The 23,661-nt window shown below is 62.2% G+C and carries 14 protein-coding genes; 12 read left to right on the top strand and 2 right to left on the bottom strand.

Annotated elements, in window-relative coordinates:
* The first annotated feature begins 9 nt into the window (after positions 1 to 9).
* The 5 genes from AT302_RS16520 (at position 10) to AT302_RS16500 (ending at position 4,680) form a co-directional block, all read left to right on the top strand.
* Entirely contained in the window at positions 10 to 1,491 is a 1,482-nt protein-coding gene (locus tag AT302_RS16520) for an NADH-quinone oxidoreductase subunit M (RefSeq protein WP_058379362.1), read from the top strand.
* A 20-nt stretch (positions 1,492 to 1,511) separates the two neighbouring features.
* On the top strand, positions 1,512 to 2,981 hold the full coding sequence (nuoN, locus tag AT302_RS16515; RefSeq protein WP_058379361.1) for an NADH-quinone oxidoreductase subunit NuoN: 1,470 nt from the start codon (positions 1,512 to 1,514) through the stop codon (positions 2,979 to 2,981).
* A 71-nt stretch (positions 2,982 to 3,052) separates the two neighbouring features.
* Positions 3,053 to 3,364, top strand: a complete 312-nt coding sequence (locus AT302_RS16510) for a DUF2818 family protein (RefSeq protein ID WP_058380378.1) — start codon at positions 3,053 to 3,055, stop codon at positions 3,362 to 3,364.
* 120 nt (positions 3,365 to 3,484) lie between these two features.
* Entirely contained in the window at positions 3,485 to 4,078 is a 594-nt protein-coding gene (locus AT302_RS16505) for an NUDIX domain-containing protein (protein WP_058379360.1), read from the top strand.
* Between the two features lie 83 nt (positions 4,079 to 4,161).
* Positions 4,162 to 4,680 (top strand): DUF1178 family protein, encoded by a 519-nt coding sequence (locus AT302_RS16500; protein ID WP_058379359.1) that lies wholly within the window; start codon positions 4,162 to 4,164, stop codon positions 4,678 to 4,680.
* A gap of 99 nt (positions 4,681 to 4,779) precedes the next feature.
* On the opposite strand, the gene AT302_RS16495 is transcribed toward AT302_RS16500, so the two are convergent.
* On the bottom strand, positions 4,780 to 8,997 hold the full coding sequence (locus tag AT302_RS16495) for a dermonecrotic toxin domain-containing protein (protein WP_157125812.1): 4,218 nt from the start codon (positions 8,995 to 8,997) through the stop codon (positions 4,780 to 4,782).
* A gap of 9 nt (positions 8,998 to 9,006) precedes the next feature.
* Here AT302_RS16495 and AT302_RS27655 point away from each other — a divergent pair, with 9 nt between their 5' ends.
* The 7 genes from AT302_RS27655 to AT302_RS16465 all read left to right on the top strand — a co-directional run bounded on the left by AT302_RS27655 (position 9,007) and on the right by AT302_RS16465 (position 23,185).
* Positions 9,007 to 9,525: a hypothetical protein gene (locus AT302_RS27655; RefSeq protein ID WP_157125811.1), complete on the top strand. Its 519-nt coding sequence runs from the start codon at positions 9,007 to 9,009 to the stop codon at positions 9,523 to 9,525.
* A gap of 192 nt (positions 9,526 to 9,717) precedes the next feature.
* On the top strand, positions 9,718 to 10,173 hold the full coding sequence (locus AT302_RS16490) for a MaoC family dehydratase (RefSeq protein WP_058379357.1): 456 nt from the start codon (positions 9,718 to 9,720) through the stop codon (positions 10,171 to 10,173).
* A 123-nt stretch (positions 10,174 to 10,296) separates the two neighbouring features.
* On the top strand, positions 10,297 to 11,238 hold the full coding sequence (locus AT302_RS16485; protein WP_157125810.1) for a hypothetical protein: 942 nt from the start codon (positions 10,297 to 10,299) through the stop codon (positions 11,236 to 11,238).
* 36 nt (positions 11,239 to 11,274) lie between these two features.
* Positions 11,275 to 16,182 carry an RHS repeat domain-containing protein gene (locus tag AT302_RS16480; RefSeq protein WP_058379355.1) on the top strand — a complete coding sequence of 1,636 codons (4,908 nt, stop codon included), beginning with the start codon at positions 11,275 to 11,277 and terminating at the stop codon, positions 16,180 to 16,182.
* Positions 16,183 to 16,245: 63 nt separating this feature from the next.
* Positions 16,246 to 21,159: an RHS repeat domain-containing protein gene (locus AT302_RS16475; RefSeq protein WP_058379354.1), complete on the top strand. Its 4,914-nt coding sequence runs from the start codon at positions 16,246 to 16,248 to the stop codon at positions 21,157 to 21,159.
* Complete coding sequence (locus AT302_RS16470; protein WP_058379353.1) at positions 21,156 to 22,247, top strand: hypothetical protein; 1,092 nt, start codon at positions 21,156 to 21,158, stop codon at positions 22,245 to 22,247. The genes AT302_RS16475 and AT302_RS16470 overlap by 4 nt, the downstream gene beginning before the upstream one ends.
* A gap of 131 nt (positions 22,248 to 22,378) precedes the next feature.
* Entirely contained in the window at positions 22,379 to 23,185 is an 807-nt protein-coding gene (locus AT302_RS16465; RefSeq protein ID WP_157125809.1) for a hypothetical protein, read from the top strand.
* 56 nt (positions 23,186 to 23,241) lie between these two features.
* Here the strand turns inward: AT302_RS16465 and AT302_RS16460 are convergent, their stop codons facing one another.
* A complete protein-coding gene (locus AT302_RS16460; RefSeq protein ID WP_058379351.1) occupies positions 23,242 to 23,577 on the bottom strand; it encodes a YegP family protein in 336 nt (111 codons plus the stop codon).
* Positions 23,578 to 23,661: the final 84 nt, after the last annotated feature.

The following is a 23,661-nucleotide window of genomic DNA, read 5'->3' as shown; positions in this document are numbered from 1 at the left end:
CACAAAAAAATGCAATCGCTACCGCTTCTGAGTCTGGCCATTTGGCTGCCCATCCTGTCGGGGATTGTTGTCCTCGCGGTGGGAAATGACCGTAACCCGACGGGCGCCCGTGTCTTGGCGCTCATCGGTTCGCTGGTGAGCTTCCTGGTCACGCTGCCGCTGATCTCGAACTTCGACGCCAACACGTCGGCCTTCCAGTACGTCGAAAAGACGAGCTGGATTGCACGCTTTCATATCAACTACTTCCTGGGCATCGACGGCATCTCGCTGTGGCTGGTGGTGCTCACCGCGCTGATCACGGTGATCGTGGTGATCGCGGGCTGGGAAGTGATCACCGAACGCGTGGCGCAGTACATGGCCGCGTTCCTGATCCTCTCGGGTCTGATGATTGGTGTGTTCTCGGCGCAAGACGGCCTGCTGTTCTACGTCTTCTTCGAAGCCACGCTGATCCCGATGTACCTGATCATCGGTGTGTGGGGCGGTCCGAACCGGGTGTATGCCGCGTTCAAGTTCTTCCTGTACACGCTGCTCGGCTCGCTGCTGATGCTGGTCGCGCTGATCTATCTGTACAACGCGACGGGTTCGTTCACGCTGACCGACTGGTACGCAGCGAAGATCCCGATGAACGTGCAGATACTGCTGTTCGTGGCGTTCTTCATGGCCTTCGCGGTGAAGGTGCCGATGTGGCCGGTGCATACCTGGCTGCCCGACGCCCACGTGGAAGCCCCGACTGGCGGCTCGGTCGTGCTGGCTGCGATCATGCTGAAGCTGGGCGCGTATGGTTTCCTGCGCTTCTCGCTGCCGATCGCACCGGACGCAAGCCACTATCTGTCGGGCTTCATGGTGACGCTCGCGCTGATCGCCGTCGTCTACATCGGCCTCGTGGCCCTGGTGCAGACCGACATGAAGAAACTGGTGGCTTACTCGTCGATTGCTCACATGGGCTTCGCGATTCTGGGCTTCTTCATGTTCAGCGAAATCGGCATGCAGGGTGCGCTGGTGCAGATGATATCGCACGGCTTCGTGTCGGGCGCGATGTTCCTGTGTATCGGCGTGCTGTATGACCGCATGCACTCGCGCAACATCGCCGACTACGGCGGTGTGGTGAACACGATGCCGAAGTTTGCCGCGTTCTTCATGCTGTTCGCGATGGCCAACAGCGGCCTGCCGGCAACGTCGGGCTTCGTGGGTGAGTTCCTGGTGATTCTGGGCGCCGTGAAGCTGAACTTCTGGGTGGGTCTGCTTGCAGCCACTTCGCTGATCACCGGTGCTGCGTATTCGCTGTGGATGTACAAGCGCGTGATCTTCGGTGCGATTGCCAACGACCACGTGCGCGAGCTGATCGATATCAACAAGCGCGAGTTCTTCATGCTGGCCGTGCTGGCTGCACTCACGCTGTTCATGGGTATCTATCCGAAGCCTTTCACGGACCTGATGCACACCTCCGTGGTTAACCTCCTCGCCCACGTGGCGCAGACCAAGCTGCCGTAATCGGGGAGGAAATCTAGATCATGCAAAACATTAATCTGCTGCCTGCGTTGCCGGAGGCCATCCTGCTGCTCATGATCCTCGTGATCATGATGTGCGACGCGTTCCTCGGCCAGACGCGCAAGCTGAACTACGTGCTGGCACTCATCACGACCGCGGTCGTGTCGGTGCTGTGGGCGTGCAACGCCAGCGACCCGGCGTCGCACTACCTGTTCGGCAATGTGTTCGTCGCCGACCCGATGTCGAACCTGCTCAAGGCCTTCGGTGGTCTGGCAACGTTCATGACGTTCGTCTACGGCCAGAAGTATCTGGAAGCCCGCGGCCTGGCCCGTGGTGACTTCTACATCCTCAGCTTGTTCTCGCTGCTGGGGCTGTCGGTGATGATCTCGGGCAACAACTTCCTGACGCTGTATCTGGGTCTGGAACTGATGTCGCTGTCGCTGTACGCGCTGGCTGCCGTGTGGCGCGATTCGTCGAACGCCACCGAATCGGCCATGAAGTACTACGTGCTGGGTGCGCTCGCTTCGGGCTTCCTGCTGTACGGCATGTCGATGATGTACGGCGCGACGGGTTCGCTCGAACTGGCCAAGGTCTTCGAAGTCATCGCCTCGGGCGCGGTCAACAAGATCGTGCTGGTGTTCGGCGTGGTGTTCATCGTGGCCGGTCTGGCGTTCAAGCTCGGCGCTGCCCCGTTCCACATGTGGGTGCCGGACGTCTATCAAGGCGCACCGACCCCGGTCACGCTGCTGATCGGCGGCGCGCCGAAGCTGGGTGCGTTTGCGCTGCTGCTGCGCTTGCTCGTCGAAGGCATGCTGCCGCTGGCGATCGACTGGCAACAGATGCTGATCATCATGGCGGTGCTCTCGCTGGTGATCGGTAACCTGACGGCGATCGTGCAGACCAACGTCAAGCGTCTGCTGGCGTACTCGACGATCTCGCACATGGGCTTCGTGCTGCTGGGCATGCTCTCGGGCGTGGTGGGCGGCAAGATCGACGGTATCGCCGACGCGTACGGTTCGTCGCTGTTCTACAGCGTGATCTACCTGCTGACGACGCTGGGCACGTTCGGTATCGTGCTGCTGCTCTCGCGCAAGGGTTTCGAAGCCGAAAACCTGTCGGATCTGAAGGGCCTGAACCAACGCAGCCCGTGGTTCGCTTTCGTCATGCTGATGCTGATGTTCTCGCTGGCCGGCATTCCGCCGCTGGCAGGCTTCTACGCCAAGCTGGCAGTGCTTCAGGCGGTGATCAACGCCGGTATGGTGTGGCTGGCTGTCGTGGCCGTGATCGCCTCGCTGATCGGTGCGTTCTACTACCTGCGTGTCGTGAAGCTGATGTACTTCGACAAGCCGGAAGACAGCAACGCGCTGGAAGGCAGCGGCACGATGCGTCTGGTGCTGTCGCTCAACGGTCTGGTGCTGGTGTACCTCGGCCTGATGCCGGGTCCGCTGATGGACTGGTGCCTGCGCACGATCAAGCTGACTTTGGCGAGCTAATGCTGGCGAGCTAATATTGGCAAGCGGAAGCTAGCCAACGAGACGAAAGACGGGAGACACGAACGATGGGTATGACAGCAGGTGGTACGCTTGTGATTCTGCTGGCGCTGCTGGGCGCGAACCTGCCGTTCGTGAACCAGCGCCTGTTCGGTGTCATCCCCCGCAAGCAACCGGTCAAGTCGCTGTGGCTGCGACTGCTGGAGATGGTAGTGGTGTACTTTGTGGTCGGCGCGCTCGGCTATCTGATCGAGAAGAGCATCGGCAACGTGTTCGCCCAAGGCTGGGAGTTCTACGCGGTGACGGCGAGCTTGTTTGTCGTGTTCGCGTTTCCGGGGTTCGTCTACCGGTACTTGTGGCGTCATCGACCGGCGGCTGCCGCGTAAGATGTTGGCTTCATGAGACGCCGCCCACTGGGCGGCGTTTTGTTTTGTATGGGTTTTGTGTGGGTTTTGTACGAATCTTGTACCGGTTTTGTGCACGCTTTGTGCCGCCATGGAGGTTTCATGACACAACGTCAAACAGACGATCAGCACCTCGTAGAGACGCAGATCACGACCGATACCGTCTACGACGGCGCCTTCCTGACCATCAAGCGCGACAGCGTGCGTCTGCCGGACGGCAAGACGGCCACGCGCGAATACACCACGCATCCGGGTGCGGTGATGGTGATTCCGCTGTTCGAAGACGGGCAGGTGCTCATGGAGCGCCAGTACCGCTATCCGCTGCGTCGCGTGATGACCGAACTGCCCGCCGGCAAGCTCGACGAAGCCGAGGGTGGTCTGGCGTGCGGCAAGCGCGAGCTGCTCGAAGAGACCGGTTACCACGCCGAGCGTTGGGACTACCTGACGCGTATTCACCCGGTGATTTCGTATTCGACCGAGTTCATCGACATCTGGCTCGCGCGCGACCTCACGCTGGGTGAGCAGAAGCTCGACGACGGCGAGTTTCTCGACGTGTTCAAGATGCCCGCCACCGAGTTGCTGCAATGGGTGCGCGATGGCCGTATCACGGACGTCAAATCGGTTATCGGCGCGTTTTGGCTGGAAAAGATATTATCCGGAGTCTGGCAGCCGAACGAGCGTTCGCCGCTGCGCTGAAGCCACGGCGCCCGCCGCAACGGGCGCCCCTCTATTGATTCCGGTCCCGGTCCATGGCCGGGCAGGGACACACTCATTGCGTCATGAAGGTTTTTGATTTGCGTTGTGCGCACGAGCACACCTTCGAAGGCTGGTTCGGCTCGGAGGACGATTACCTTTCGCAACAGTCTCGCGGGCTGGTGACTTGCCCGGTCTGTGGCGACACGGGCATCGTGCGCGTGCCGTCGGCCCCGCGACTGAATCTTTCGGGCGCAACGGGGCGTGATACGGCGTCGACTGCCTCCGCAGGCGGCTCCCCGGGAGCGAAGGGGAGCGCTGCAAAATCGGGTCCCTCGTCTGCACCGTCACTGCCGCCCGAAATTGCCCAAGCGCAACGCGAGATTCAGGCGCTGTGGATGAAGGCGGTGCGCCATGTGATCGCCAACACGGAAGACGTGGGCAAGAATTTTGCCGAAGAGGCCCGCAAGATCCACTATCAGGAAGCCCCGGAGCGCAATATCCGTGGCACCGTCTCACGCGAAGAGTCCGAGGCGCTTGCCGACGAGGGTATCGACGTCATGGCATTGCCGATCCCCGAAGGCGCGAAAGAAACCCTGCAATAGGGCGCCCTTACCACGCACCACGCCTGCCGCACCCCTAGCGGGCCGCTACCGCCAGCGCATCAGTACCTCACCACCTCTCACCATCGCCGTATTCCGACGTCACAACATCGGCTTCAGGATGTCGTTCACGATCACGCCAGGGCGCAGTTCGACGCGTCGCAGCTCGCCCGCGTCAAGGACGTCAACTAGGAAGAGAGGGGCGTCGGTGGTGCCATACGACCGGTAAAAATTGCCGAGCCCTCGCTCGGTCAAGTGGTTAATAAAAGCCAACGCGAGCGCATGGGCATCGCCGAATTCGGCCAACCCGAAGTTTGCGTCGTAGAACCAGGAAGCTTTGGTACCCATCGTGACGGACATGGCGTGTGCCCGGGTCTTGATCACGTATGAACGCATGCTTTTGTCCTTCGACGTGATCAGGCGGAAGAGCTGCTCCGGGTTCAGCACATTTTCCCCACTGCGCATGCCGTGAAGGGGTAACTCCAGTTGATTCGCCCGAACGTTCGAGTGCAGCGCTACAAGCGTGTCGCGCAGACGGATCGCGCTTGCCGAATGTGGGTCCGCGATGGCGCGGCGGATGTTACCCATGAATGCGTCTTGTCTATTCACATGGAGTGCAGCCGCCATCGCGCGCGTCAGCGGCAGACAGAAGCCGGTGTGACCATCGGCATTGCTGTTGATATAGGCGGCCTGTGTGAAGACTTCGAAGGTGCCCCCTGCCGCACGAACGTCTTCGGCAATGATCCGGGCGTTGGCAATGGCGCGCCGGGTCGATTCGAAGCGAAGGGCATCCTCGATTCGGCGAGCGAGAATGCCCAGCAACCGAGGGTCTTTCTGTGCCGGGTCGTTGAAGTCCAGCTTGAGCAAGTCGGCAGGGGGGTACGACGGGTCCCATGGCAGCACGCTCGCACCCGCCTCGAGTTTGCCGGCAAGAAAAGCCTCGCGGTCGGCGTCGGCGACGGCGTTTGCCAGTGCGGCGCTTTTGGCCCTGAATTCCACGTCGACGAAATTCCGGCTGACGTCGTCGTGGAAGACCGTCGAGGTAAGCGGGGCCGTGCCATCGGTCGTCGGCGTCTGGGTGTCAATCACCCAATCGTAGGTGGCGGTTTGTGAAATCGCCGGCCCCGGCCCGTTGAGCCCGGAGGGGTCGGTCAACCGCCAAGTCCTCTGCGTGGGGTAGTACTCGACATCGAATCGGGCGTCTCCCGATGCCGCGACGAATCCCGCCTCGCCCCGGTACAGATTGGGCATCAACTGCCTGAGCTGCCCGAACGGTGTTCGATTGATGAACATCTGAACTTCGTCCTGGAAGGAGAGACTGGCCTTGTAGTGGTAGCCGATGGGCATGCCTCCGGCAATGCCCGCCATCAACGATGCCCATCCCGCCGGGCGGGTCTGTTCGTCACCGAGCACGGTGGTGGTGCCTCCCATGGCGATATTGTTGAAGGACAGGATGACGTTGGCTTCCAACAGGCCGGGGATCGGCACGTCGAATACGAGGCCGAGTCCGGTCAGCACGTTCAGCGTGGCAAGCGTGTGGAGAATACGGGCGACAATGGCGGGTTGCGGGTTGGTCTGCAGGACAGCGCGCGGGTTGGTGATCTCGTCTCGCGTGCGCTGGCGGAACGCATGAGCGAACTCTGAAAATGGGTCTCCCTTGAAGGGTTCGCTTTGAACGATCACCTGTGGCGTGGCTGTCTCGGCATTGATGAGCGCCAGGACCGCGTCGACGCCCGGGGCATTCTCGTCAAAGCGATCTGCTTGCGAGAAACAATTGAGCAGGCGTTCGCAAGCGCGTGGGTCCTGAGCTTGTGCGCGCACCCAGTCGCTGAGTCGCTGGCGGTCAGAAAATTCCTTCACGCTGTCGGCCAGCAAGCGTGGCGTGTAAATCAGAATCCAGCCGTTTCTCAGGTCCGTATATTCCTGAATATCGGAGACGGCATTCCCGACACGCAGCCATGCCGTTTGCAGGTTCGATCCCTCAAGGACGAAGCGCGTCTGCAGATGGGTAAGGTCGAGCAAATCCATGCGGTCGCAGCGCGCAATGCGTCGCGCGATATCGGCCCCGTTGGCGCCGAGGGTGCGGTCATGCCTCTGGAGAAAGGCATCCATAATGAAGGCGCTCTTGAGCGCACTGCGAACCTCCCCCTCATGCGCATTCCAGAAGGTGTCGAGCAGCCGGCCCTGCTGAGCGAGGAACGTTCCGGCGTCGATGCGTGCGAGCCACTGCGGTGGCGTGAGTGAGCCCAACGACAATGCACGGGCCCCGTGGGCTTCGCTATCCAGCGAGAAAATGGCTTCTGTGTCTGCCGGCAATGTTGTCTCGCGCGTGCCTTGTGCAATGTCGAGGACAATCCGGTCCAGCGTGGCGGTGCCGGAGGCCAGTACCGTTTTCCACGGCGGGTTGGCGAGCGGCCCCTGTCCGATGTGCGTCTCGTAGACGTGCATATACACCTTTGAGGCGTCGATGCTGTAACCCCCAATGTCCTTGACCAACTGCGTGGCGTATTGCGCGGCACTGCGCCCCAAGTCGGGGAGCGCGGCCGAGACATTGGCGCGCAAGTCGGTCATGGCGCGAATCTGCTGCATGGTCTCCAGACGGATGCTAAGCGGTTCCCGGGTCGGCGGAGGAGGCTTGAGTCCGCTGACCGGTGGGGCCGGCCGCTCGAGTTCGGTCTCGAAGATTGTGGACGGGACACCGGCTAGCCAGTAGGACCACGCTGTGCGCCGCTGCCCGGCGACGAGGTGCCGGGCAGCGCGCCGCATGTCGTTACCGATGACGTCAGCGGTCGAATCGAGCGACATACTTACCAGATCGTCTCCCGTCTCCGACAGCATGACCTGGCATATCGTGCCGTTCATGACGTCTCGCGAAATCGACAGCGGCAGTCGCTCCATCATGTCTTTGTAGGCACCCGACGCGTTGCCGCGTGCGAGGTCCTGAGTCAGATGTCCGATCGACGCATACTCCCTTAGCGGTGCGGCACTGCCGGCAACATACAGAAGGGTTCTTCCACCGGTGTGCGTCGACGTCTTCGTCGATTGCGAGATGGCGAACACGCCACCGGGACGTGACACCCCTTTGCGACCGGGGATTTCGATTTCGACGGCATATCCCTGAAGCTCGGCCATATTCGAATCGGACGAGATCCGCTGCTCCGCACTCGGGGCATAGGCAACAAGCTGCGCAAGGATGAGTCCGGTCTGCGAGAGCCGTCCGGCCGCGTATTCCAGCTCGGCATCGTAAGTGAGCATCGTGACCCGATGGCGATACAGTGGCGCATCAAGCGGTGTGCTCGCGTTGAGCGAACGCATGGCGTCGAGGGTATGGAGCGGAATTGCCCGAGTGGCGTGAATCGTCTGCATGAGTCGCCTCACACTCAGCCTGGGCGACTCTTCGGACGGCAGGTAGTAGCCGAGCCGGGGTGCGCTGTGCGCATAGATGCCGTACTCTACATCGGGGCCTCCAAGTGCTTCCCCGGACGCGACATATTGCAGGGCCGCCTGCGTCAATCTTGTCGAATGCACAAGGCCGCCACGATCCACTTGCCCATCCAGTGCCCCTTTTTCCTTGGATGGGTAGAAGTACCTGAAGTGATTCAGAAACCATTGATCCGAATCGAACGGGGTACCGGCGGGCGTGGCAGCCACGGCAAGTTGCTTCTTGATCAGTTGCGCCCAATCCGTGATATTCGCTGTCCGCGCCGTGACATCGAGTTGTGCTTCGTGCCGGGCAATCTGGGTCGTCGCGAGCGTGGTCAGTCGCTGGATCGTGGTCGACGGTGCGAGCGGTGAGAGGATGACCGCCGGCGTCTCGTTCAGGTGCCGTCGCATGTGGCGGCGGTGAACATGCAGTGTGCGTGTCGTATGCGCGGGGACCTCGGGGTGAGCCACGACGTGGGTTTCATGCGCACCGGTGTGGGACGCATGGATACCGTGGGCTTGGAATCCATGGGCGGGCGCGTGGACCTCGTGTTTCCGATGATGATGATGGAGGAAATGCCACAGCGGACGGTGCATGTCCGTGCGCTGTTCGATCATGGCGCCCTGTGCGGCGGCAAATGTCAGTGGATCGGAGGAGAGTCGGGTATTCAATACGGTGCCCACACTGTCGACGACACGCAGGAGGCCGTCACCGATCGCGTCGAAAGCTATTCTCGCGCTGCCGAATGCGTAGAGCAGCCCGGTCAATACGCCGACGGCACCATGCTTGTGCCACGCCGGTGGATTCGGTCCCGCGACAGCCTCCGCTGCCAGCGCCCGGGCCATCGCTTCGTAGTCCCGATCCTGTCGCCACGGATCGTGGCCGGTGCCCGACATCCGCAGCCATTGAAACGCATTGCACAAGTCTTGTTTCCAGCGATGACCGACAGCGTAAGGCTCGTCGCGCGCGTCCGACGCACGGTGGCGGCGAGCGTCATCCCGTTCATTCGAGCGCCGGATATCGCGCAGGTTGTCTTTCGAGGTGACGCGAGCCACGATCTCGTCAAGCGACTCGTACGGGCGACGCGTCAGCAGCGCGCGCTCCAACGACGCGAGAATGCCTTCTGCCAGATCCGCGTGATCGTTGAGTGTCTGGACGAGTGGATCATTGTCCGAATCAAGAAATCTGGCAATTTCGCCAAGCGGTGTCTGCGTGAGCGCCAGCATCAGACTGGTGCGAAGCCCCGGGTGTACTGCACAAGCCTGTGCCAGCTGTTGCGCCCATTGGGCGGCATCGGCGACGTGCTGGTCGGCAAGCAACGTCTGGAAGATCGCGTGATCTTCTGTCGGGGTAGACGCGCTGGTCAGTTGTTGATTGGGAGGGGCACCGCAGGTGTTTGCCGAATTGATGGGGGAAATGGCTGAAAAAATATTCGTAGTGCTAATCATATTTTCAATATCGCGGCACGAAATCTTGATGATGAAGCGATTCATGGTGAGCGCGGCGAAGCCCGTGCCGCTATCAAAAACCGTTCATCTTGGGTGTAAAGTGACGGATTCAGGCACAGCACTACCCCCGACATTCCCAAGTCACTCATTCGGTCACAGGAGGCTGTCATGGCAACGCTCGAGTACTACTTTGAGGACTTTTCCGTCGGCGATACGTTCGATCTCGGGACGTACACCTTCTCTGCCGACGAGATCGTGCATTTCGCACGCCAGTTCGATCCGCAGCCGTTTCACGTGGATGAAGCGGCCGGGCGTGCGTCCCATTTCGGTGGTCTTGTCGCCAGTGGCTGGCATACGTGCAGCATCATGATGCGGCTCAACGTCGACCAACTGCTCGTGCGCTCGTCGAGCATGGGCTCACCCGGCGTGGAGCAGATCGAATGGCTCGCCCCCGTGCGCCCCGGCGATACGATCAACGTGACCAGCAGCACGTTAGAAGTGCGACCTTCCAAAAGCCGCCCGGATCGGGGCATCGTGCGCCAGCTCTGGACCGCGACCAATCAGCACGGCGAGGAAGTCTGCCGGTTTCGCGGCACTGGCCTTTATCTGAAGCGCAGCACCTGAGGCATCCGGCGACGCCAATGTCGCCGCCCTCGCCATCCTCGCCGACCTGTCAACGTTGACAGTTGTGTGGCATATCGGCGCTCGTAACATGGGTCACATACTGCCGTTACGGCGAGGTGCCTCATGCAAACGAAATCGGAAGGACGTGCGACGGTCGTCAATACGTTCAAGGTCACCTCCAGCTCCGGCGGCGAACGGACTTACAACAACGGGCTTTGTCAGGTCCGGTTGCAAATCGAAATCGGTGCCGACCAGCCCTTGTCTCCTGCGGAAACCGCGACCCTTCGTGTGGTCGACGGCAACTCGGAGCAGGAGGTGCCTCTCGTAGATTCTTCAGTTCCGGTGCCGATAGGGACATGGGGGTCATCCCTCGAGAAGAACGTGTATGAGTTCTATCCCGTCAACGCCGATATCCCGGTCGAAAACGCGGACTTCCTTCACTACTACGTGCAGACGGCGGACTTCGCGAATGCGAGGAAGACGATCGGCATGCGCATCAAGCTGGCGAACGACCGGGAGTACTTTTCAAAAAACGTCAGTAACGCAGACGGCACGATCGATCTGATTCCCGTCGCCCCGGTCAGTCCACCGTTTTCGGCGTGGAATCAGGATTGGGAGCAAACGCACAAGTACACCGTCGGTTCGAACATCAAGGTCACAATTTACTACCTCGGCCTCGTGCTCGCCACGGGGGCGCGTGCCGCGATGCGAACGATGGAAGTGGCTCCCGCGAGCTTCGCCAGTAGCTACAAGTGGTTGAGCCCGAATTCACAGAGTGGCGCCTTTTGCGGCTACGCCGAGCCGCCGACCGACCCGCAGCCGACCCCCGCGTTTCTCTACTCGCAAGAGCAATACTCCGGCGCTTACCGCGTGGCGCAGAACGACTGGCCACGTTTCGCCTGCGGCGCCATTGCGTTCGTCGCAAACGACAGTCTCGGGCCCTATCAAGGCGCGGCAAACGCGCAGGGCTGCACCTACACGCTGCGCGATCAGTACGGCACGCCCTACCGGGTGCGCGTGAACATTACGCCGGCGTGCGATGCGTTGACACTCAGCCAAGCCTGACCGTCCCGGTCCGACCAACAATGACAGGGGCGCGCCATGACAGGCACTCATCAAGGACCGGCGCAGGCCGATAGCAGCACGTTGTACTCGGGCGCGCAGAGCTTTCTGAGCTTTCTCGAGAAGGGTGTCGATCCGCGCACCGGGACTTACTCGATTCGGGTGGCACTGCCGAAGCTGGCAATGAATGCCTTGGCGGGTCCGGATCTGGCCCTGTCGCTCGGTTTCGATGCCTTGCACAATGCCGACGTTGGCTTGGGGCGCGGCTGGTCATGGGGCATGAGCCGCCTCAGTCCCGGTGCTAAACGGTTGTCACTGTCGGACGGCGAAACCCAGTTGGCCATCGTGTACGACGACCGCGTCGAATTCCCCGACCAGAAGCTCCCCACGTTCATTGCCGAGAAGTCGGGCGATACCGTCACCATCATCTACCGGTCGGGCCGTCGCGAGCTTCTGACGAAGTTCGACATCAACGATCCGCTCACGCCTTACGTCCCCGTCGAAATCATCTCGCCGCAAGGCCGCTCCCTTCACCTGACGTGGGTCCATTTCGAAGGGCAGCCAATGCTGACCTCGATCGCCGATCACGAACAGCGTGAATTGCTTCGCGCCAGTCGCACGGCGCAGGCAGCGACCATCACGCTGACCGGCACCGACGGCAATGCCATCGCGTTCCGGTTGGTGCTGTCGGGCGATCTCGTGTCGTCCATCGAGCTTCCCGTTCCGGGTCAAGTGGCCTGGCACCTGCGCTATAGCCGCTACACCCCCGCCGATCTCGCCATGCTGACGGAAGTGCGCTCTCCGACGGGCAGTATCGAAACCCTTGGCTATGAAGAGCGAGGTCACGCGTTCCCGCGGCGTGCGGGCGATCCGGTCGACAAGGAGCCGGAGCGACTGCCCTACGTCGCGCGTTACGCACTCGACCCGGGGCAGGGGCAACCGCTGCGTGTGACGACCTACACGTATTCCACGCACAATTTTCTCGGGTTCGAGGCCGGTGTCGACTGGGAAGACGCGACCGATGCGCTGTACAAGGTCACCAACGACTATCGCTACTGGAGTACCGAAGCGCAACTCAATGCAGCGGGCACCGCACAGGTCACGATCTACCGGGAGTACGACCGCTTTCACGGCACGCGCATCGAGCGGCACACCGAAGCCGATTGCGAGCAGACGCAACTCACTGAATATCACGAGGAGCCGGGCAAGGCCTGGCACGATCAGCCGGTCACCATCGGCCAGATCCGGACGCACACCACGCGGTATCGGTGCGGCGGGGTGTCACGCGACGACGTCACGACCTATGGCTACGACGCGTGGGGCAACACGACCGAGGAAATCGGTCCGGACGGCACGGCGGAGCGCACGACGTACTATCTGCCCGCCGGCGAAGACGGATGTCCGCCGGACCCTGTCTGGGACACACCGCATACGGTAAAGACGACAGCGATGGTGCCTGCGGCGGCGGTCCCGGGTTCGAGGGTCGCGGCCACCGTCACGACACGTCATCGCTACGCGTTATTGGCATCAATGGCACCGGGTGCGCCGGGTTATCTCGAATGCGTCCAGCAGACGCTGGAAACCCCCGCAGGCGTCCATCAGACCAATACGTTCGACTTTGAGAACAATCCGCTTTCGCTGCTGCTGCACGGCCGGTTGAAACAGCAGGTCGAGACGATGGGCGGGCGCAGCATCACGACCGGGTTCACCTATGCGCTGGCCGACGGCGCGCTCGTGACCGAGGAGTCGACCCATACCGATTTCGACGACACCGTCAGCGTGACGAGCCGCCACGCGTCGGTCATCTCGGGGCTGGAAACGCGCCGCGAGAACGCGGACGAGATCGTGACGTACGAGTATGACGCCTTGGGGCGGGTGCGTGAAGAAACCACCTCGCCGAAGACCGGCGGGAGTGCCTACTCGGTGACGCTCAGACACGCCTTTACGCTTATCGGTCTGGCGGGAGGCGAGGCGAGTCAGATCACCACGACGGCGTCCGGTGTCGTAACCACGACAGCCTTCGAAGGCACCGGTCTGCTCGTGCGCGAGACGCGCATGGCGCCGGACGTGGCACAGGGGCTCCCGCACGACGTTCACCGTATCGACTACGACGCCTTCGGCCGTGTGGCGCAGGACGTGACACTAGATTGGCATGACGGTCAAACTCTCACCGTCGCGAAGCAGTTTCTCTACGACGGCTGGGGCCAGCAGGCGAGTGTCGTGCGTGCCGACGGTGTTACCGAGCATACGGAATACGATCCGCTCACGCAGATCGAGACAAGCTGGACATCGGCGAGCGCGGGGGCGGTGCGCAGCGCAAGCACGGTCCGTCAGATGAACCACTTCGACGCCGCCGACTGGGCGGAGCGCCGGAGCGTCGCCGGGACCTTGATCAGCCGGCTGGCGTACACCTACGACGGGCTTGGGCGGCTCGACACCAAGACCGACCCGCGTCTGCGCCGTACGCAATACGAATACGACTTTGCCGATCGCGTCGTGCGAACCACGCTGCCGACCGAGGACGTGATCGAGAGCGACTACGTGCCGCACGCCGATAGCGACGAGATTGCCGCGCTCCGGTTGAATGGCATCGATATCGGCCGGCGCGAATTCGACGGCCTGATGCGTGTGAGCGGCCAGACCATCGGGGGACGCACGTCGACGTGGGCGTTCGATGCCGATCGCACGCTGCCGCGTGAGGTACGCGGCCCCGGCGGTGAGATCGTCGCCTACGACGTCAATCCGTCGCTGCCGTCGAGCCTGACCCGCTGCACCAGCGGTGCTGTCAGCATCGACTACGACTACGACCAAAAGACCGGGTTGTTGATGCACGCCAACGTGCAAACGACCGGCCAGCCCGCTAGCGACTACCGGTGCGAACGTGATGCTTCGGGAAACCTGTCCGGGGAAACGTGGCTCGACGGCGACACCCAGCGTACGACGGCACACGTCTGGTCGTTGCAAGGCTTGCCCGTCAGCTACACCGATGTCACCGGACTTGAACATCACTACCGCTTCGAGACGGACACGGGGCGCCTGCTGGATGTGCAATGCGGCAACGTGACGGTCGCCTTGACCTACGACGCCTTGAGCCGTGTGCGTGAACAACGCGTGACGCAGGCCGGTCAGGCCATGCTCACGACAACGTTCTCGTACGACGAAGCGGGGCGCGAAATTCTGCGTGAGTATGTGGCACCCGGCCGGCCGGTATTTTCCATCGAACAGCAGTACGACGGTCTTGACCTGCTGACGTTGCGCGTGCGCAAGCTTGGCGGTGACGCCGTGCTTACCGAAAACTTCGATTACGACGAGCGTAACCGGCCGGCGCTGTATGCCTCCATGGGCGATCAGGCGCCCCACGATCCGCATGATCCGTCGCGGCGCATTTATCTCCAGCAGTGGGATTACGACCCGCTCGACAACATCACCCGGGTGACCACATGGCATCAAGGGCCGGCAACGGACCCGGGAATCGCGGACTACCGCTACGAGAACGCAGATGACCCGACGCAGCTGACATCGCTCGTCTACGAGGGTTACGGCGCCAGCAACGGCACGCAAACGTTTGCGTATGACGCCGCCGGGCGAATGACCGACGCGGAAAGCGGCTATCGCATCGCGTATAACTCCCTCGACCAGATGCTGTCGGTGTCGCACAGCGGCGCTGAACTCGCGGCGTATCGATACAACGGGCTCGACGAGCAATGCATGGTCACCTTGACCGGGCAACCGTCTCGCGCACGAATCTTTCGTGAGAACGTGCTCGTCACCGAGGTGCGTGGCACGCTGTCGCGCGTCTATCTCAACGGGGGGGCGGGCACGATCGATCAGGCAGGTGCGTTGCAGGTCTACGCGCTGGATGCCAAGGGCAGCGTCATGCAGACCTACGACGCGCAGACGACGCACGCCGTGGTCTACTCGCCGTCCGGTTTTCGCGAGGCAAGCGCTGCGCTCGACGGGGTGCCCGGGTACGACGGCGAAACGTCCGATCCAGCCACGCAATGGCTCTGGTTAGGCAATGCACGGATGTACTCGCCGGTGCTCGCGCGTTTTATGGTGCCCGATACGTTTTCGCCATTCGATGGGGGCGGTATCAACGCGTACGCCCGCATCGATCCGGTCAACGCGACCGACCCCACCGGTCATCTCCCGAAATGGCTGTCCATTACGATCCCTGCGTTGCTTGCGGCTGCGTCGATCACCACTGCCGTATCGGTCGCGGGGGGCATTAAGGGCGTCGGGATTGTGCTTAACGTATCGGCGCAAGCCGCGCTCGGTAAGGCGGGGCTGGCCGCCGCCGGCAGCGCTGCGACACTGGCGGCGGTCAAAGGGATCACCGTTACCGCGGCGGTGCTGTCGTCGGCAAAGATCGTCGGCAGCGCCATAGGGTCGCTCACCATGATCGCCTCGTCCGCCACGCGCGCCGCAGATCATACCGCACTGGCAACGATACTGGGCGCTGCGGGCGGGACCCTGTCGGTGAGCGCGTTCCTCTTCGGGGGGCCGGCGACGCTCAGAACCTATCGGTCGGTGGTGAACGCTCGGCGCAAGGCCAGCGTCACTGAATTTGACCGGCGAATTGGCGTCTTGCGTCAGGAAAGGGTTGCACGCGAAGCGGCGCAAGGTGGCCGTCCGCCGGGCGTCGAACGGCCAGCCCTTCAGCCGCCGGGACAAGGCAATACGAACCCAGTCAATTGGCTGGAACTCGCCCCCGCGCAATCGCCGACACCTAGCCGGGCGTCGTCCGTGTACGGGACGCCGAGGGGATCGTTCAGTGACATCGGATCGCCCCCCCAAGGCATGTCGCCGAATCTGAATGGCACGCCACGGGCCCTGCGCGTGATGGCGCTTCGCGGCGCGGGGCCTGCCCGTCAAAGCGTGCCCGGCGGGTCGCAATTCATTCGCAGACAGGGTCAGAACCGGGAGCGGTCCGAGAGCCTGGCATGAATGAAGCGCGTGCAGTGAATGAAGGTTTCAGCACCACCCGCCGTCAGGCGAGGGGAGGATGCCATGCAGGATGTTCCACAAGAACGCTCTCAGGCCGATAGTGGCGCGTTGTATTCCGGTGCGCAGAGCTTCCTGAGTTTCCTTGAGAAAGGGGTCGACCCGCGTACCGGCACGTATTCCATTCGCGTGGCGTTGCCGAAGATCGCGATGAACGCGCTGGCGGGTCCGGACCTGTCGTTGTCGCTCGCCTTCGATCCGTTGCAGAACGTGGACAGCGGACTGGGGCGGGGCTGGTCATGGGCGATGACGCGGCTGCTGCCCGCGACGAAGCGTCTGATGTTGTCTGACGGTGAAACGCATCTGGCCATCGTTTATCCCGATCGCATCGACTTGCCCGACCGGAAACTGCCGACGTTTGCCGTGGAAAAGCTGGACAAGACGGTCATCGTTACCTACAAGTCGGGGCGTCGCGAGCGTCTCGTGATGTTTGACGAGAACGTGCCGCTATCGCCCTACGTGCCGGTCGAAATCGTGTCGGCGCACGGGCGCTCGATATTTCTGCAATGGCAGTACTTCGAGGGGCATCCGGCACTCGTCGGTATCGACGATCATGAGCGGCAGCCGCTGCTGCGCGTGACGCGCACCGAACAGGCCGTAACGCTTTCGCTGCCCGGCGCAGGCCCCGGTGCCACGTCTGTCGACTATGTCATGACGCTCAACGGCGATCTCGTTTCCGCGATCCGGTTGCCGGTACCCGAACAGGCCGCCTGGCAATTGCGTTACGAGCGCTACACCGACGCCGATCTGCCATTCCTCACACAGGTGATATCGCCGACGGGCAGTGTCGAGACGCTCGCCTATCAGGAAGAAGGGCACGCCTTTCCCCGGCGGGCAGGCGACCCGCCCGATAAGATTCCCGAGCGGCTGCCGTATGTCGTTCGCCATGTGATGGACCCGGGCGAAGGGTTGCCGCAACGTATTTCGACGTACCAGTATTCAACGAACAACTTCCTCGGCTTTGGTGCGGGTGTCGATTGGGAAGATGCGACCGATGCGCTTTACAAAGTGCTCGTCGACTATCGCTATCACAGCACGCAGACGCAACTCGGTCCGCAGGGCGAGCCGCTCGTGACGATCTACCGTGAGTTCGATCGCTTCCATTTGCGGCGCATCGAGAAACGCATCGAAGACGGCTGCGAGCACGAGACGCTCGAGACCTATCACGATCAGCCCGGCAAGCCGTTTGCCGATCAGTTGGCGATCGTTCAGTTGCCCGCGCAGCGCATCGAGCGCTTCCGCCGCGGCGGCGTCTTTCGCGACGACGTGACCACCTTCCGCTACGATGACTACGGCAATCTCGTCGAGACGCTCACGCCCGACGGCATTCGCGAGCAGGTCACCTATTACAACCCGGCGGGAGAGACCGGATGTCCGCCGGACCCGGTCTGGCCGACACCGCGAACGATGAAGTCGAAGGCCGTCGTGCCGTCGGCTGCGGCGTGGGTCCGCAGAGGCACCGCGCGCCAAACACCGACGCGCACGATCCGATATCGCTACGCGTTGCTGCCCTCGCTCGTGGCGGGCGGAGCGGGATTTCTCGAATGCATCGGGGAGACACTGGAGACGCCCGGCGAGATTCACACGACCGTGACGGCCGAGTATTACAACGAACCTGCATCGTTGCTACTGCACGGTCGCGTGAAACGCCGCACACGGACCCTGTGGGCCTGGCAGACGATTGCGGATTTCACGTATCAACTGAGTGGCGACGCGTTGGTGACGACACAGACGCAGCACACTGATTTCGACACAACGCGCAGCACAACGGCCATTCACGTGTCGGTGCGCACCGGGCTGGAAACGCAGCGCGATGGCGCTGACGCACGCGTGACATTCGTCCATGACGCGTTGGGTCGCATCGTCGAATCAACGACGACGCCGATGTCGGGTGACAGCGCGTACACCGCGTCGGTGCGGACTTCGTATTTTCTGGTCGGGCAGGCCGGCGGCAACGTGCGGCAGGTGACGACCAACGAATTCGGCGTTGAGGATACGCGTGTGTTCGACGGGACCGGTCTCGACATGAGCACCCTGCGCCGCGAACCGGATGTCGAACAGGGCGCGGCCTTCGAAGTCCGTCGTTGTGTCTACGACACGCTCGGTTGGCTGGTATCGGAGACGGTGACCGACCGTCACAACGGCACCCCGTTGGCGGCGACCACGCAATATCGATACGACGGCTGGGAACGCCGGTCGGCCGTGATTCGCCCGGACGGTGTCACGGAACATGCCGAGTGGAACCCGATCACCCAGGGGGAAACGATCTGGCTGGACGCCGTCGTGCAACGCACGGGCCGGGTGGTGCGTCAGCGCAACGCGTTCGATGAAGTCGAATGGGAAGAACGCTATGACAACAGCAGCCGTCTGATCAGCCGGCAAAGCTACGAGTACGACGGGTTGGGACGCTGCGTCACGGTCACTGACCCGAAGGGGCGTGCCGTGTCCTACGAGTACGACTTCGCCGACCGGGTGATACGCACCACGCTGCCCAACGGTGCGAGTGGTGACGTCGTTGAACGTAGCTACGTTGCGCATACGGATGAGAACGAAGTTGCCACGCTTCGCATGAACAGCGTCGAGGTGGGCCGCCGCGATCTCGACGGACTGTTGCGCAAGACGTCCCAGACGGTCGGCGAGCGCGTGACGTTATGGGAGTACCACGCAGATCGTCATCAGCCGAGTGCCATGCAGAACGCGGCAGGTGAGCGCACCGTGTACGACATCGATCCGTCGCTCACGGACCACGTGAAGCAACGTCGCGCCGACGGTGTGACGACCGGCTTCGAATACGATCCGCATTCCGGCTTGCTAAGCCACGCGCGGCACGAAAGCGACGGGGCGTTGCCTTCGGAATACCGTTGCCTGCGCTATGCCACGGGCAACCTTCGGGAAGTTTCATACACCGGCGTCGATGGCGAGCGGGTATGCCGACACACGTGGTCGCTGCTGGGGCTGCCGCTGACCTATGACGACGTTAGCGGCAATGTCTATCGCTACCAGTACGCGCCCGGGATCGGCCGTCTGACGCAGATCGATTGTGCCGGGGTGGCGGTGAGTTTTGCGTACGACGCGCTGGGCCGCGTGCGGCAACAGCAGGTCCATCAGGCCGGGCAACGGCGACTGACTACCACTTACACCTACGACGATCTGGGGCGGGAAGTGCTGCGTGACTACGACGCGCCCGGTCAGCCGGGCATGTCCATCGCACAGGAATATGACGCCACCGATGCGCTGTCCTTGCGTCGGCGCGTCGTGGGCGGTCAGGTAACGCTCACCGAAAATTTTGCCTACGACACGCGCGGCCGCCTCGACTTGTACTACTCCATCGGCGAAGACGCACCGCGTGACCCACACCTCCCCACGCGGCGCATCATGATGCAGCAGTGGAGCTTCGATGCCTTTGACAACATCCGGCAGATCATCTCGTGGCCACCGACCGATGAACCGTCGGCGCTGGTCGTCTATCACTATGACAACGCGCTCGATCCTACCCAGTTGACCTCGCTGGTTCGCACGGGCTATGGCAGTGCAGACGGTCGCGAGACCTTCCGCTACGACGGCGCCGGTCGCATGATCGAGGCAGAGCAGGGCCACACGGTGACCTACAACGCGCTTGATCAGGTGACATCCATCGGGCGGACAGACGGGGCTCACGTTGAATATCAATACAACGGTCTGGACGAACAGTACCGCGTGGTACGTGCGGGGCAACCCGTGCACGAGCGCGTGTTCCGCGAGAACCGGCTCGTCACAGAGATTCGTGGCGCGTTCTCGCGTGCCTATCTGGGCGACGGCAGCGCCGGTGCCGAAACCTTCGGTGACATCGATGAAGCCGGGGCGTTGCGCGTGTACGCCACGGACTGGCAAGCCAGCGTAGTCGCCACGCACGGTCCGGCGAGCGGGTCGCAGCGTGTGGTCTACGGCCCGACCGGCTATCGCGCCGAGGCGGCCACGCTCGACGGCGTGCCGGGTCACGATGGTGAGCTTGTCGACCCGCTGACGCAGTGGCTATGGCTCGGCAATGCCCGTATGTACTCGCCGGTGCTCGGGCGTTTCATGGTGCCGGATACGCTCTCGCCGTTCGAGGGAGGCGGCTTCAATGCTTACGCGCGCATCGACCCGATCAATGCGCTCGATCCGAGCGGGCATCTGCCCAGTTGGCTCGGCGGTGTGATTGGCGTGCTGGGGGTCATGGCAGGCATTGCCCTGACCGTCGTCTCGGCGGGGGGGCTCAGTGCGGCGGGGGCGGCCCTCGCACTCACCGGTGCGGCAGCGCTGGGCAAGGTCGGCGTGGCGGCCGCACTCACGACCACCGGCGCGATAGTCAGTGTCTCCTCGGGACAAATGGCGGTGGCAGCATCGATCATCACGAGCAGCGTCGCCGGCATGCTTTCGACGGCGGATATCGTGCTGAGTACGACGGGGGCGAGCGAGGTGGCGGAAGCCTTCACGGTGGCGAGTGGCGTGGTCGGCATGATCGGTATCGGCCTCGCGATCGCGCCGGCGCGGGCGGCCCACCAATCGGTGCACCGGACCATGCGCAGTGTCGTGGATCGAATGCGGCCGTCGGCGAGGGGGCTACCGGCCGAAACGCCGGGATTTCGTCAGGCGGCGCGTACGGCGGTCTCCCGGTTGTCGAGCGCGAGCCCGCAGGTATCGCGGAGCGGTTCTGTGTCTTCGGCGCGCACGGTCGCTTCGCTGCCGCCATCACGAGCGCCGAGCACCGCATCGACCGTCGGCCTGACGGGCCTGTTTGCGAACGGTGCTTACCAATCTTTCACCACCATCTCCAGCATGGCGTCGGGCTCCGCGTCATCGGGTTCTTATTATTCGGCGCCGTCACAAGCGTCGTCGGAGATTCGACGAAGGCAGTCGGGTACGGCGGCAGATGAATCCAATGAAGAGAGCACGGTATGAAACAGTTTCCGTTTTTCCCATTCAAGGTGGCGCCGGAAGTCGACGCCAACGGTGTGAGCGCGGCGTATCTTGCCGCCAACGAAGACACGCTACCGGCCGATGTGCCGATGTTCCCCCCGGGCACCGAGCCGGGTGACGGATTGTTTTGCATGATCGACGGTGTGGATGTGCCATCGATGACGCGTGCGCTGACCGATGACGACAAGATCGGCAATCAGATCCTGGTGCGCTATCCGGGCAGTGCCCTGCGTGCGCTGACCGAAGGCAATCACAGCATTACGTACCGATGTGAGAAACCCGAAGGCACGGTCGTCGGTACTGCGGTGGATAAGACGATTCTTGTCCTGTTGGTACCGCCATTGGACTTGGTGCCGCCGATTGTTTCCGATGCACCGGGTGGCCGGCTCAATCCGATCTCTGCGCTGAGCGGCACGGCGGTCCATGTGCGCTATGGCGGCATGCTCGCGGGGCAGCGCGTGCAGGTGCATTGGCATGGCGTGAGTGACGCGGGCAGCATCGACACCGCGTGGCAGACGGTGCCGGCGACGGTGCCGGATTTTCTCCCGTTCGGGATTGAACCGTATCTCGTCGCGGCGAATGTGAATGCCACTGTCGACGTGGGCTACACGGTCGATCGGGACGGCGACATGGCGGACTCGTCACGGCTGTCGCTGGTCGTGACGGCTTTCAATCTGCAAGACATGCCGATGCCGCAATTGCCGGATTTGGCCGGCGGCGACCGCATCGAGCCGGACAAGTGGCCCAACGGATTGCGCGTCGATGTGCCGCGTTGGCATCTCGCATTCGAGGGACAACAACTGTGGCTGTGGTGCGACGGTACGAGCGCGCAGCAACCGGGTGCTTACCAGCACCATATGCGCACGGCACACCGCGTCACGGCGACGGAGGCAGCACAAGGCATCTTTACGACGGTGCCGGGGGCGTGGCTCGCACCATTGGCGCACGGCTCACGGTTGTACATCGACTATCAAGTGGGGTTTCACGAGGGAGGACGGCAGAGTGCCAGGCGTCTGTCGTTTGAAGTGCTCAACCCGAGCGAGGAAGTTGTCGGTGATGGTGTCAGGTGAGGTGAATCATGCGCAATACCCTTCGAAGTCGACTTTGGACCGTGCTGCGCGGTCTGCTCATCCTCAGCGTCCCTGCGCTGGGCGCGTGCCAGACCGTGACGCCGAAAAACTACGCGTTGCCCAACATCACCATGTACGAGAACGACGTCGACAAAACGTGCAGCTTCGCCCTGTATGACGGGGGGAGTATTAATTTCACCCAGTCGAGTCAGTGCAAAAACGACGAGTACTACTCATTTTCGATTTCTGGTGCCCATGAAGGTATGGAAATCGAGTTCCACGATGAGCCGTCGTGCAACGGCTCGCAGCCATTTGCCAAGTATGTGGTGTCGTTCAGGACTGGCGGAGAATTGACGGGAAATGTGGCCAAAACCGGTGTCGGGCTGAGTCAGGACAAGTCAGTCGGTACGCGCCTGAACGATGGTGACGGTAAGGATGTGTTGATTGCCAACGGATTCAAAAGTGGCAATCTCGGGGGCAAGGTGTCGTGCGTGAGCGTGCATAAGCTGCTGCCGGATGGCCCTTATCGCTTTCGGTCTGTCAAGTATCCGGACAAGTGTCTGACGGGCGGGGTTACCGATGCGACGCCGATGCGCGTCACAACTTGTGCGCAGGGCGATGGCAAACAAATGTTCTTCGAGATGAACGTTGCAGAACGTTGGCCGTATGCCGCATGGCGACCGCGCAGCTCGACGTACGCCCCGGTATTGCGTCACACCTTTAATGCCAGCCTTGGGCGGCACGACGTTTTTGTCGCGTTGGCGGACGCGCCGCCGCCGTATTTCCGTTACGACACTGCCGCCAAGGTCCTTGAGTCGGGTGGATTCTGCATCTTCTCGAATGATCGCAGCAACGGCGATGTGGTCGTGACGAACTGCTCGCACAACGCTGCGGATCAGTGGAATATGGAGCCGACCACGCGGGCACAGGAAAAGTGATTCGCCGTGCCCCGCAGGCATGACTTCGGGGCAGCGGCGGCCGGTGCGTTGTTCGGTCAGTGCGACAGATCGCTCACCGACGCTGCCGGGGCATCGCGCTTGACTTGCGTGATGCCGTCTTCCATCTGTTCGGACGACGAGAACATCTGGCTTTGCCCGATGATCTCGCCGTTGCGCGCCTTCAGCACGAAGTAGGGGCGCCCTGAGGTGGACGTCTTGCGCTCGAAGCGATGGTCTTCCCCGGCGTTCTTGCGCACGGACTCGATGCCGTTCTGCGCCGAAGCACGCGCTTTGTAAGTTTCGGAAGACAGGATGATGTGGCCGCTGTCGGCCAGCAGGTGAAAGTGAAATTCACCGTTGGGACTGCGCTTGAGTTCGAATTTGCCTGACATATGTGGATCTCCCGGATCTTCCAAAAGCCAGCGGCGGGCAATGCGTGAGGTGCACTGCGAAATACGAATTGCGAACTGCAAACT

The sequence above is a fragment of the Pandoraea norimbergensis genome, assembly GCF_001465545.3.
GTDB lineage: Bacteria > Pseudomonadota > Gammaproteobacteria > Burkholderiales > Burkholderiaceae > Pandoraea > Pandoraea norimbergensis.
This window is presented reverse-complemented; position numbering and strand designations above follow the sequence as displayed.